Source organism: Winogradskyella sp. 4-2091 (assembly GCF_045765065.1).
Lineage (GTDB): Bacteria > Bacteroidota > Bacteroidia > Flavobacteriales > Flavobacteriaceae > Winogradskyella.
In genome coordinates this window covers 1-13,417 of the sequence record NZ_JBJKOD010000012.1, presented here as the reverse complement: position 1 = coordinate 13,417, position 13,417 = coordinate 1, and the positions used below count along the sequence as shown (strand labels likewise).

Here is a 13,417-nt window from a genome sequence, read left to right as displayed (position 1 = left end):
GCCCATATAAAAATATGCTCTTGTATATCATTTTATTCTATTAGATCAAAAAAATAAAATTCTTAAATCCGATTATTGTTAAATTTTAGAATAAAGTTTATAAAATGGTTAAATTTAGCATTTACAAAACACAACCCTTATGAAAATAAAATTACTGTTACCCTTATTATTTGTTTCTATACTAGCTTTTGCTCAGCAAATACCAGATGATATCAAGCCACCAAGTTGGAAACTTAAAAATTTAAGTAGTTTAGAACCTTATAAACTACAATCTTTTGATCTTAAAAAACTTCAGAAAGAAGATAAAATAAACGATGAAAACAAATCAATTCCATGGCGTTTTGGACATCAATTGTATGTTGGTCATAATTTTAATAGTGTTGGTCAATGGACAACATTAGAGAATGGAGATAGAATTTGGAGAATGTCTTATACCTCTGAAAATGCACATTCATTAAACTTTATGTTTGATGTGTTTAACGTCCCAGAAGGAGCAAAGCTTTATGTTTACAATAGCGAGAAAACAGATTTATTAAGACCTTTCTCCCATTATAATAATAACGAAGAAAATGTTCTAGGTACTTGGTTAGTGGAAGGAGACCATGCTGTAATTGAATATTATCAGCCAGCAAATGTTTCAGGTACTGCCTCTATTGTTGTAGGTTCAGTTGTACATGGTTATAGAACTGCGGAATCATACCAAAAATCATTAGGAGATTCAGGTAATTGTAATCAAGATGTTGATTGTGATATTTCACCAGCATCTGATCCGTATCAATTAGATACGAGGAAAGAAGAAGTTAAAAAAGCAGCTGGAATGCTGGTTACAGGTGGATCTGGTTTTTGTTCAGGTACGCTAGTAAATAACACCAATAATGATGGAACACCTTATTTTATGACAGCTAACCACTGTAGTGGTGGAGAAGGTAGTTGGGCATTTAGGTTTAATTGGAGAAGTCCAAATCCGTCTTGTAGTACAACAGCAAGTAGCCCTAATGGAACTTTTGACCAAACGGTTAGTGGTTCTGTTTTAAGAGCAAATAGTTCACAATCTGATATGGAGTTAGTTGAAATAACAGATACAAGTTTTTTTAATAATAACCCAGATGTTGTTTGGGCAGGTTGGAATAACTCAACTTCTGTAACACCTAATGTAAATTTTGGTGTTCATCATCCTAGTGGAGATATTCAAAAAACTTGTAGAGATGATGATGGTGCTACTAGAAATACAATTAGTTTTAATGGTAATGCAAACACTCAAATGTGGTATATCACAGAGTGGGAATTAGGAGTTACTGAGCAAGGTTCTTCGGGATCTGGTTTATTTAATGAAAACGGAGAATTAATTGGTATGCTTTCTGGTGGTGCTGCTGCATGTAATGGCACATCTAACAACGGTCAGTATGATTTTTATGGAAGATTTGGTGTTGCTTGGGATTATGGAACAACCTCTGCTACAAGGTTAAAAGATTGGTTAGATCCATCAAACTCAGGTGTGACATCTATTGGTCAATATCCTGCTTTACAAACCTATGATAATGATGCTACTGTAAGTGCAGGTTCTAATAACAGTGCAGAAATCTGTGGAGAAGACTTTTCACCTGAAATTACATTGACTAATCCTGGAAATTTAAATTTAACGTCTGCTACTGTAGTGTATAACTTAGATTCAGAAACTAGTACAACAATAAATTGGACAGGGAATTTAGCGAGTGGAGCTAGCGTAATTATAGCGACTCCTACATATTCAGATTTAGCTTCTGGTAGTCATTCATTTTCATTAAATGTTTCTAATCCTAATGCAACATCAGATGAAAACACATCTAATGATGCTTCCACTTTTAATTTTGATATTTCACCTTCTTACACGACCTCTACAGTAACGTTTAATATATTAACTGATAATTATGGTTACGAAACTACATGGAGTTTAGAAGATAGCTCAGGTTCAGTAGTGAGTAGTGGGCCAACTTTTAGTTATGCAAATAATTCAACAAATCAAGAAGTAATTACTTTACCAGCACTTAATGCATGTTACACCTTCACTATTTTTGATTCTTATGGTGACGGTATATGCTGTAGTAACTTTACTGGAAATGGCTCTTATTCCTTAGAAGATGAAAATTCAGCGGTAATTCTTTCGGGTGGAGATTTTGCTTCTTCAGAGTCTGTGACCTTTAACGCTAAAGAATTGTTAGGTATTAATGACTTTGATTTAAGTAATGCAATAAAAGTATATCCAAATCCTATTAATGAAATGATAAATATTGAGTTAACTAACTTAAATTCAGAAGTTAAATATTCAATTTTTAATACCTTAGGACAAGAAATAATAAATGGTAATCTAGAATCTAATATTGTAAATCAAGTTAATGTTTCAGCTTATCAAAGTGGTGTATATTTTGTGAAGTTAACTTCAGGAACGAATACAATAACTAAAAAGTTAATTAAGAACTAAAGCTTAGTTCATTAAAATTGAAAAGTCAGTTTCTTTATTTAGAAACTGACTTTTTTTTTGGTTTAATGTTTTATAATGATGTCTTAAGATTAGACTTTTATGGTTTTCAAGTCATCATCTAAACTATTAGATGTATTGACAATTTTTGATAATGCTTTCATAATTTTGATTGATTGATTGATTGATGACTAATAATTATCTGTAACGTCTTTTGCTGTTCCAAGAATAACTTTTTGATTCTGTTGATGTACTAGATAATTGGTTGCTGTTTAAAGTTCTCATAATATTTTGATTTTAATTGGTTATACTAGATAGACGACGGATTTAATAAAATGTTACAGTACTATGCAATACAAAGTAATGTTTTAACAAATTTTAACAATTTTCAGTATCTTTATAATATGAAACGCTATTTTATAATTACCTTTTTTTCATTTGTATTGTGCTATGCGTGCTTGGGGAGAGTGGAGGATCAATGTGAGACAAAGAATATTGAAGTTATAGCGACTGCATATAATTCATTGGCTTATCAAACGAGTTCTAATCCTTCAATTACTGCTTTTGGAGATAGTTTAAAACCTGGTTTAAGATATATTGCTGTTTCAAGAGATTTATTCGATTCTGGCTTAGTGCATAATACAAAGGTAAAGATTCAGGGTTTTGATAGTTTATATACTGTTAAAGATAAAATGAATAAGCGTTGGAGAAAACGAATAGACATTTATATGGGAAATGATGTTGGTAAAGCAAAAAAATGGGGCAAGAAAAAAGTAAGAATCCAATACTGTTTGACAGTAAAGGATTCAATTACTAATTAGATTATTTTACCATAACCTCAGAAACAATAAATGGATACGCCTCTTGTACTAACTTTAATTCAGACTTTGTTAAATCTTCCGGTAATTTATTAAACGTTTGTTGTGCGTAGCGCGCTCTCAATTTGTAATAGGCTTTTGTAATTTCATCTTGTACTGCTACAAAATTATCATATTTAGTTAATGACGCATGACTCAATGAGATCACTGCTTTCTTAGGATGATCAGAAGATTCCGCATCTTTAGAACCTACACAATAATCACATGTACTTAAACCATTATTATCTAAAAAGGCTTCAACTTTTGGTTTAATCTCATGGAGTTTCGCGATAGTGCCATCAATCATTATTTCTTGATTGTCATTTACACCTATGCGCAAAAGGTTTCGTTCTGCAATATCGGCAACACAGTTACCAGTTTCGCAAATTTTAGGTAATTGCCGTAATATTCCCTTGTCGGCAGAAATTGTGGTAGTCACTAAAAAGAAAATTAATAGTAAAAAGGCAATGTCTGCCATAGATCCTGCATTGACCGTTGCAGAATGTCTTCTAAATGATTTCATAATATAAAGATTTAAATGTTAATTCTTTAACATTCACAACAACAGTACCAATCTTGTTAAATCTTGTTAACAATTGACAATAAAAACCCTTACAATGTGCTATTTTTGCGAAATTAAACATTTGCTAAATATAATTTATGTCGTCAGAAATTGAAATAATAAAAAAAAATGCAACTGAGAAAAGTCTTTATGATTACCAGATAAAAGACCTTAATCGCATTTTTGATGTTATGCAAAATGAGTCTACAGATTTTAATCTGCTTTATCAGTTACCAACTGGTGGAGGAAAGACTGTTATTTTTTCTGAAATAGTTAGACGATACGTAGAGCAACATAAAAAAAAGGTCGTAATCCTAACCCATAGAATTGAGTTGTGCAAGCAAACATCTAATGTATTATCTGGTTTTAATGTAGATAACAAAGTTATAAATAGTAAAGTTAAAACACTACCAGATCAGGACGAGTATCAGTGTTTTGTTGCCATGGTTGAAACCTTAAATAACCGATTGTCTGAAAATGATTTTGAATTAAAAAATATAGGTTTAGTAATTATTGATGAAGCCCACTATAATTCATTTAGAAAACTATTTAAATTCTTTGAAAATTGCTTTATTCTTGGTGTTACGGCTACGCCTTTAAGTAGTAATATAAAACTACCGATGAAGGATAATTATCAAAAGCTAATTGTTGGTGATGATATCTCTACATTGATTAAAAACGGATTTTTGGCCAATGCTGAAGTTTATAGTTATGATGTTGGACTTACGACGTTAAAAATTGGTATAAATGGTGATTATACTGTAAAATCTTCGGAAGCGCTTTACACCAATAGTTTAATGCAAACCAAACTGTTATCTGCTTATGAGGAAATGGCAAAGGGTAAAAAAACTTTAATATTTAATAACGGAATTTATACCTCTAAAGAAGTTTATTACACATTTAAAAAGGCTGGTTACAACGTACAACACCTAGATAATACAGCAAGTAAGCAAGAACGAAAAGAAATTTTAAAATGGTTTAAGCATACACCTGATGCTGTTTTATCTTCGGTAAGTATATTAACGACAGGGTTTGATGAACCATCAGTGGAATCAATAATTCTAAATAGAGCTACGAGATCATTAACCTTGTATTTTCAAATGATAGGAAGAGGAAGTAGAATTTATAAAGACCGAAAGACGTTTCAAGTTATCGACTTAGGAAATAATGAAGCACGTTTTGGCCCTTGGAACCAACCAGTTGATTGGCAACATATTTTTAAATTTCCCGATCTTTATCTTGAAAATATTGTTGATGATGAATTATTAGAGCGCGATTTTGTATATACCATGCCAGACGTGTTAAAAGTTAAGTTCAAGAAATCATTTACATTAAATTTTGATGTAAAAGCAGAATATAAAGATGTCGTAAATTCAGGCAAAAAATCATTTACAGTTATAGAGCGTTCTATTGCTCAACATTCTCAGATTTGTATAGATAACAGTGAAGATGTTTATGATGCTAGAGAGTTAATAAAAGATCTTCAAGATGAAATCGCATTTAGGGTAAAACAATATTGTTATTGTATTATGAATAGTACTCAAAATTATAAAGATTGGCTTTTTGAAGAATATAATAGACGTCTCAGAATTAGTTTTAATGGGAAGTTTTAACTTTTTTTTGTTATTATTTCTATTATTATATACTTAATTTGAATATATTGTTAGTCAGGTATGGTTTTTGATTAATATCAAACAGTAAATAAAAATCAATTTTTTCATTGTGAAAATCTTTAAAGTCTTATTCGTTTTATGCAGTTTACTTTTCAGTACTGTGGTTTTTGGTCAGATAAAAGACAAAAAAAATAAAACGATTCATATACCAGCAGTAGAATCTAAAAAAGATAAGGATTCAACATTGATTAAAGTTAACGTAGCTCCGAAACTTAAGAAGGAAGAGGAGGAAAAAAAGAACGACGGGAAAACAAAAGACGAGCAGGAAAAATTTGTTATAAGAGAGTCTGAAAAACCTTTTTCAATGATTGAAAATGATGGGTTAAAAAGTCCAAGTGAGATTTATGAAAAACGTTGGAACAAGGAAGCTGTAAAAGGCGGTATCATAAGAGAAATGTCAGATCAGTTTTTAGGAGAACACAATGTTGATACTAAATTTGTAAATATTGTTTGTAGAGATCACCAATATCCAGATGGAGATCGGGTTCAGATTTTAATTAATGGTGCAGTTATTAAGAACAATTTACTATTAACAAGCAGTTATAGACGGGTTGAAGTAGATTTATTAGATGGTAAAAACACAGTGGATATTGTCGCTTTAAATCAAGGTGATTCTGGTCCTAACACTGCAGAATTTGTGGTATATGATGATAAGGGTAATGTAATTTCTTCAAAAGAATGGAACCTCTTAACTGGCGTAAAAGCGACAATCATTTTTAATAATGAAAAAATGATTATTACCAATAAACAAGCAGAAGAAAAAGAGGAAGAGGAGAAGGACACAGCTTCTAATAATTAGCCTTTATTTCTAAAATTTCTGAAGGTTGCATTTTTCCTAATTTGTACTTACCAATCTTGACTCTTACTAATCTTAATGTCGGTAAACCTACTTTAGCTGTCATTTTGCGTACTTGTCTAAATTTTCCTTCGGTAAGCGTAATAGATAACCATGTTGTAATTCCATGCCGCTCGTCTCTTACAAAGCGATCAAAAATATGAGAAGTGTCATTTAAAATATGGGCTTTACAAGGTTTTGTTTTATAAGGTTTTCCATCTACTGAAATTTCAATACCATTTTTAAGTTCTTCAATAATATCTGCAGTGATAATACCATCTACCATAACATGATACTCCTTTTCAATATTAGTGCTAGTAATGTAATTGCTAAATTTTCCATCGGTAGTTAAAAGCAATAAACCTTCAGATTTTTCGTCTAAACGACCTACAGCCATAAGGTTTGCAGGTAAGTTAAATATATCACTGAGCAGTTTTTTCGATTTTCGTTTGTTTTGATAATTAACGAACTGGCTGAGATAACCGTATGGTTTATAAATTTTATAATGGACTTCTTTATTCATTGTTTACCAAAACGTTATAAAGCATTTTTCAATTGTTGATTCATTATGTTTAAGCCAAATCATTGGTGATTTATTTATCTCAATAAACTTTTTTATGTCTGCAACAGCTTCCACATAAGTTATCCATTCAACCTCATTATGAGGAATAATAAGCCAATCTAACTTACTTGGAATATAAAATTCTAATTCATTAAAAGTAGATATGTCTTTAAATGAGCAATAAAAGCCCATAATACAATCTTTATTTAATAACTCTAAATTTAACTCTCGATTATTATATGGTAAAAATAACTGCGCTTTAAAGCATAACTGCTGTTCAAATTCTTCAATATCAATATTAATCTTTTTTAGCTGAAATTTGGTTTCATTTTTATAAAGTAAAGGAAACTGCTTTGATTTTAATTTTTCTAATTTGTATACTAATGAATCATTTCTATTCGGGCCAATCCAGTAGGAGAGAGGATTGTTATATGTTTTTGAATTATCGTATAAATAGAATTTGTAGACAATCTCTAGATGAATTGATTTATTTTCTCTAATAAATAAAGCGTCAATTTCTCCAATAGTTTGTTTTCCTTTTTGAATTTGAAGGTTTTCTGTAAGCCAATTAACATTGGGTAATTGCTTTAATTGATAAAACACAAATTCTTCAACCAGTTTACCCAAACGTTGATTTGTAAAATTGATATTTTTAGCAAGATTATCTTCAACAGTATTTAATTCTATAGATTTAAATAACTCAAAACCGTTATCGAAAAAGAGTGAAGGTGTGCGATTATAACCTTTATATTGAAGAAAAGTTTTTTTACCCATTGAGCAATAAAAGTAGGAATTAATATTAAAACAAAAACGCAAAATCATTAATTGATTATGCGTTTTTCTAATTCCTTATCTTATTACTAATTTTTGTATTCGTTTTGAACCAGAATCTGAATTTAACTCTAAAATGTAAATACCTGTAGTTAAATTATTAACACCAATACTCTGTTCAGATGATCTTGAATTTAAATTACCATTTAAAATTAACCTTCCATGTAAATCATATAGATTATAACTAGTATCGGTATCTAATTGCCCTAAAATATCAATTGTATTGTTAGATGTATTAGTTATTATTTTTAATTCATTTATTAAAGATTGATTAATGCCAAGTGCCTGTGATTCAGTCCTTAAATAAAAACGTCCTGGTCCCGAAATATCAGTTTCCGCAATGAAGACATAATCACTAGTATTTAATAACGTAAATGTATTATTAGCTGTGTCTTCTAAATAAATATCAATACTATCTGGTAAATCAGTTTGTAGAATACTAATTGTAACCTCTTGTCCTTGAGAAGCACTTACACCTAAAGAAATAGAAATATCATTCATTGCTGTTTCACTTAGTGCTTGAATACCAAATGGTATTCCAGAATTATTTTCAACTAAATAAGAATAGATAGAAAAGTTTGGAGGTGTACTGCTGTATAAAGCAGCATCATAACCTGGATCTAAACTAGACGTAGCATTACTATTAAAGTAAAAATCTGTACTATAGCTTAAATCAGCTGCACTAGAGTTAAGTCTAATATATCCATAATGAGCATTTGTTCCTCTACCTGCAATAAAATCATCAGTTGAACCACTTGTACGCATTTCAGGAGTAAATGAAATGGTTCCTCCTCCTGATTTACTTTTCACAAAAAAGGCTTGTCCTGGCGCAATTAATTGACCAGTAGTTAAATTATTTAAAACTGTCCATCCGTTATGCGCGCTACCGTCATAACCATATATAGCTTGGTAAGAACCAACATCTAATTGAGTTTTATTTAGATTGAAAAATGTATCAAAATCTATATATGAAGGATAAGGGTTTCCAATTAAATTCCAATCGCTAGCACCACCAGAATTAATAATAACATCGACGTTTCCTGTTTGTACAATACCTTCAAATGTATACGTATCTCCATTAGTTGACCCTGTTCTGTAGCCAATTGCTGGATCTAAAGTGCTACTATCATCAGATGGCGAATAATTAATATAAGCATCTGTAGTTGTACTAAAAGGACCAAATAAAAAGGCTAAATTACCTCCTATATTTCCTGATAGAATATTTGAATTAGCAGCTCTAAAATCTCCAAAAGATTGGCCTGTTACAGGTGCGCTTATAAGATCATTGGCATTAGTACTAGTACCTGTTCCGGCCGCATTATTCACATGACGCTTATATTGAACATTACCAGTAGAAGTACCTTCAACAATTAAATTTGAATACTTTGTTGAAATAGATTCTAAGATTAAATCTCCATTGTTTATTAAGTCTCCTTTAACCGTTAAACTAGCACCTTCTTCTATAATAATACTTGCACCACTTAAAATTTCTAAGTCGTTAATTACAACATTTTCATCTACCGAAATAGTATACGTACCATCCGCTATAATTGTGTTTGTTGTTTCTGAATTAGAATCTGGTCCATCTGTATTAATCCATGACCCATTACAGTATAAGATTGAATTAGCAGGAAGACTTACACCGCAACTGTTACCAGGTGATAAATATTGAATTAGTGTTGCCTTAGGTGTTGTAGCACTATCATTGTTATTATTTGCAACACCACCTCTAGCTCTTAAATGTATGCTTACTAAGCTATTGGAGCCATCACTATAGACTTGAACACGTAACGCATCTGCTTCAATTGGATCAAAATTTGGTCCTCCCCATTCATAAATACCATCATCAATCCAACCACCTTGACCTTGATCTAGAATGGTCCATACTCCATCTTTTCTGTGACTAATTATCCACATAGAATCTGATTGATCTTGATTAGCATAAGAGCCTCCAAATGTAATATAATTCATATATTTTACATTAGGCCAGTTAACTTGCCATTTAAAACCATCATCAACTCCGGGAAGTCCAAGGTTTTCATTATAATTAACACCATATTCGTTATATGCTGTTACAGTTCTATAATCATCAATTACAGGATCGTATAGTATATCAGTTGGTACTCCACGTCCATTACTTATTGATCCATATACCGTAGCTTCTGATAGTAAGGCTAGGTTAGAATTATCATCGGGTACATTGTCAGGTATGCCATTTAAACTGCACTTGCTTGGAGCTTCAAAACCTCTTTCTTTATTGTAAGTACAAGCTTCATCTGTAAAATAGGCATTTATATCTACATCAATTCCATCCGCTGTTAATCCTATAAGCGTTACCGTCTGAGGACTTGAACCTATAGCAAATGTTTGACCATTTACTACCAAAGAGCCAGTACTTGGAGCAACATTATAATTAACTATTAAATCTTGAGAATATGTATCATTATTACTATCACATGTTGGCATTCCGCTAGGTGAAACGTCAAGAATAGGGCAGTTAGAATTATAATATACTATTAATTTTGGATGATCATTTACTGATCCATTTCTTGATTCAGCTACACGTTTTCCTGACCCGGAAATAACAAATGTTACCGAATTTCCCATTTGCCAGCCTGGTTGAGTTATGATCTCAGTTATAATGGATTGTAAATATGGAGAACGCTGTTTATAACTTTTTTCACTAATATTATCCCAAGTCTCTACATTATTCCAAGTCTCAGAATTGCTAGTTAGTGATCTTGAAGAAATATTATTTGTGGCTGTAGTAAAGCCGCTACTATCATCGGTTAATTCTCCATGAAATGTTAAATTGGTAACGTCAGTGCTAATCTCATCAGTTTGAAATTGAATATAAGCACGATGAATTGTTGCACCTTTAGGTACATTAAAATCTTTATATCGCAATCCTATAATTTGATCTGAACCACCGTCACTTACCAATTCTAAATCTGTACTAATAATATCTACAGCTCCTGTAGAAATAAATTCTTCTGCATCATCAGCTTTATTTACAATACTGTAAGTTTCATTAGTTGTAGTTGCCTGATCCACTCCAATACAGTTACAGTTACCATCTTCTTCATCATAAATAGTGGTAGGATCATTATCATCACAAACAACACCTCGAGGCGGACAACTAATATCTGGAGAATTAGATATGGTTACTACATCTCCTGTTGGAGGGTTAAAAACATTTAAATTTGCCGGTAATGTAAATGGATCCGTATTAGACACTGAGCCGACTGTACTTGGATTATCAACTTCAATCGTTCTTAATTCAATTTTAAATTCGTCAACGAATATGAGTTTAAATTGATTGAAACTACCAGAATTTCTAGTCCATGTTTTATCATCATCATTATCACGTATCGGTGCTCCCCAACATCCTTCTCCAGTATAAACGGTACCGTTTACTTGTTCCACTACAAAACCTTCATCATTGCCAGAATCTGCAGACGGAACTACTGGCCATGTGGTCTTTGCCATATGAGAATCACAATCTACTACTAAACGTACACCTTCATCATAAAATAATTGTGCCCAAGCATCGTATAAATAATTGTTTTCTGCCTTATTATCGGTATGAGGTCGCATCGGTTTATGATATTGCGCCATTTTCCATTTTAAACTAGTAGAGGCTGTACTTAAGTCATTCTCTAGCCAAGTTTTTTGATTTCCTAAAACAGAAATTTCTGAATTAAGTGTATACGCTTTAATAAGATCGTTACCAAAAGTTACTGAATAATAAGAATCTGCATTTGGTGTATCAAATAATTTATAAATTGTTTCAGAATCAGATTCGTGATTTCCTCTAGCTGGTACAATCGGAAACATACGTCCATCACTTGCAATAGTTAATTGCCAATCATCAAACCAGTTTTGCCATTGACCAGAACTGTTAGAGTCTGTCATATCACCACCAAAGAATACAGCATGAGGCTTTAATTTACTAACAAGTGTATTGGCATCTTGTCTTGGTGTTCTATTGTTTCTTGAATCACCACCCGCAATAAATGACAATCGACTTAAATCATTTGGAGCTGTTCTAAACCAAAAGCGTTGACTTGTACCGTCACTATCATTAATAACAAAATAATAATTAGTGTTTGCAGTTAAACCGGTTAAACGTACAAAACGATTATCCATACCTTTAAAAGATACAGTTCTATCTACAGCTTTAGAATTTGCATACAGTAAATGGTTTGTTCCATGATCTACTGTATCATAGTGTACTATCGGTGAAGTACCTGAAATTTGATTCCACCCAATAGTAATAGTCGTAGAAGGATCATCCATAATCATTATACGATATTTATCATTGTTTGCAAAACCTAAGGAAATACTCAGCAAGAGTATTAAGCAAGTTAAAAGTAAATTATTTTTCATGCTATGCGAATTTTAGGGGTTGTGATAGTCCTTTTATTTTCTAACAAAAGAACTATTAAGGGAAGTATTCCATGTGCCAATCTATATATTGTTAAATAGCTTGAACCATGTAATGTTTGTGAAACAAAATTTATATTAAAACCAGAAGCTAATCTGGCGAATGCTGTAGCAAAACCCCAAATAATCATATACCAAAGTGCATACTTTGATACTTTTGGAACAAATGCTAACACTGCACATAAAACGTCTAAAAACCCTACTACAAATAAAAATTGTGAGGCTTGTGTTTCATTAGTGCCAAGAATCATAATAGTCATATCAATGAAATGGCCAGGACGATAAGGAAAGCCCATTGCTAGCATGCCATGAGGAATGAATGTTAGCGCTATCGCTATTTTTAGACCTCGAATTAAGTTTTTATTATTAGGATTCACGTTAATGTTTTTCCATAATAAAAATGGAGCTGTTAATTGAATACTCATTTCAAACAGTTGAAGAATATCATAATTTTTATCCTTAACCATGCAAATACCCAGAATAAATAATAATATTAATCCCAAGCCCATTACAAAACGCTTTATTTTAATCCATTTTATTTGATTCCAAAACAAACTGAATATAGCTGCGAGAAAGAAAACAATACTGTTGAATCTTGTAAACCCGTCAATCCAACTGTTTACTATTGAACTCGTCGCATAATCAAACCACTTGTAATTAAAAACACCTTCTACAATAGGCGTTAGTAAACTTTCATCCCATAAAAATGCGCGATAAGGACCACCAAAAAAATACAATTGATATGCTCTACCTAAAAAAACGGTAAATGCACAAATCTTTATAAGCGATATTAATTTTATCTTATTCATTTAGAGCGCTTAAAATTAACTATTCTGATAGTAATAGAATTTAATAATCGATTAATAGACTAAATATCCTTTAAACTGAATAGGTATACGACTTTAAGCATTATTTTTAGGTGTAATTTTAGGGTAATATTGTAATTTTCGTACAATATATTTGAGACACAAAAAATTACTAAGTCACATTTAGATATACGAATTTTAATAATATTTGTTGAAATGCTTATATATACGATAAAAGTGATACTGTGGTTTTGTAGTGTTTACACAAATGAGGTCTTGGAATTAATGTAAATTCTCATTAATGAGAATAAATCAGTTAGGAGAACTATAGTTTTAAAAAAAAAATGACACACAATTTAAAATGCTTCATTATAGGTAGATATGAAATAT

Annotated in this window: 9 protein-coding genes; 4 read left to right on the top strand and 5 right to left on the bottom strand. The window is 31.4% G+C overall.

Annotated features, from left to right (window positions below; genetic code table 11):
* Nucleotides 1-139 precede the first annotated feature (139 nt).
* On the top strand, nt 140-2,458 hold the full coding sequence (locus ACJBCC_RS13985; protein WP_407557532.1) for a T9SS type A sorting domain-containing protein: 2,319 nt from the start codon (nt 140-142) through the stop codon (nt 2,456-2,458).
* Nucleotides 2,459-2,859: 401 nt separating this feature from the next.
* Nucleotides 2,860-3,276, top strand: coding sequence for a 3D domain-containing protein (locus ACJBCC_RS13980; protein ID WP_407557531.1), 417 nt, complete (start codon nt 2,860-2,862; stop codon nt 3,274-3,276).
* A 1-nt stretch (nt 3,277) separates the two neighbouring features.
* On the opposite strand, the gene ACJBCC_RS13975 is transcribed toward ACJBCC_RS13980, so the two are convergent.
* Nucleotides 3,278-3,835 (bottom strand): ExbD/TolR family protein, encoded by a 558-nt coding sequence (locus tag ACJBCC_RS13975; RefSeq protein WP_407557530.1) that lies wholly within the window; start codon nt 3,833-3,835, stop codon nt 3,278-3,280.
* A 137-nt stretch (nt 3,836-3,972) separates the two neighbouring features.
* Here ACJBCC_RS13975 and ACJBCC_RS13970 point away from each other — a divergent pair, with 137 nt between their 5' ends.
* Nucleotides 3,973-5,487: a DEAD/DEAH box helicase gene (locus tag ACJBCC_RS13970; protein ID WP_299099866.1), complete on the top strand. Its 1,515-nt coding sequence runs from the start codon at nt 3,973-3,975 to the stop codon at nt 5,485-5,487.
* 109 nt (nt 5,488-5,596) lie between these two features.
* Nucleotides 5,597-6,346, top strand: coding sequence for a hypothetical protein (locus ACJBCC_RS13965; RefSeq protein ID WP_299099868.1), 750 nt, complete (start codon nt 5,597-5,599; stop codon nt 6,344-6,346).
* Here ACJBCC_RS13965 and ACJBCC_RS13960 read toward each other — a convergent pair.
* The 4 genes from ACJBCC_RS13960 to ACJBCC_RS13945 form a co-directional block, all read right to left on the bottom strand.
* Nucleotides 6,336-6,905 (bottom strand): pseudouridine synthase, encoded by a 570-nt coding sequence (locus tag ACJBCC_RS13960; protein WP_407557529.1) that lies wholly within the window; start codon nt 6,903-6,905, stop codon nt 6,336-6,338. The genes ACJBCC_RS13965 and ACJBCC_RS13960 overlap by 11 nt on opposite strands.
* Before the next feature lie 3 nt (nt 6,906-6,908).
* Complete coding sequence (locus ACJBCC_RS13955; RefSeq protein WP_407557528.1) at nt 6,909-7,718, bottom strand: DUF1853 family protein; 810 nt, start codon at nt 7,716-7,718, stop codon at nt 6,909-6,911.
* 75 nt (nt 7,719-7,793) lie between these two features.
* Nucleotides 7,794-12,164 (bottom strand): fibronectin type III domain-containing protein, encoded by a 4,371-nt coding sequence (locus ACJBCC_RS13950; RefSeq protein ID WP_407557527.1) that lies wholly within the window; start codon nt 12,162-12,164, stop codon nt 7,794-7,796.
* On the bottom strand, nt 12,161-13,030 hold the full coding sequence (locus ACJBCC_RS13945) for a hypothetical protein (protein WP_407557526.1): 870 nt from the start codon (nt 13,028-13,030) through the stop codon (nt 12,161-12,163). The genes ACJBCC_RS13950 and ACJBCC_RS13945 overlap by 4 nt, the downstream gene beginning before the upstream one ends.
* Between the last annotated feature and the right edge of the window lie 387 nt (nt 13,031-13,417).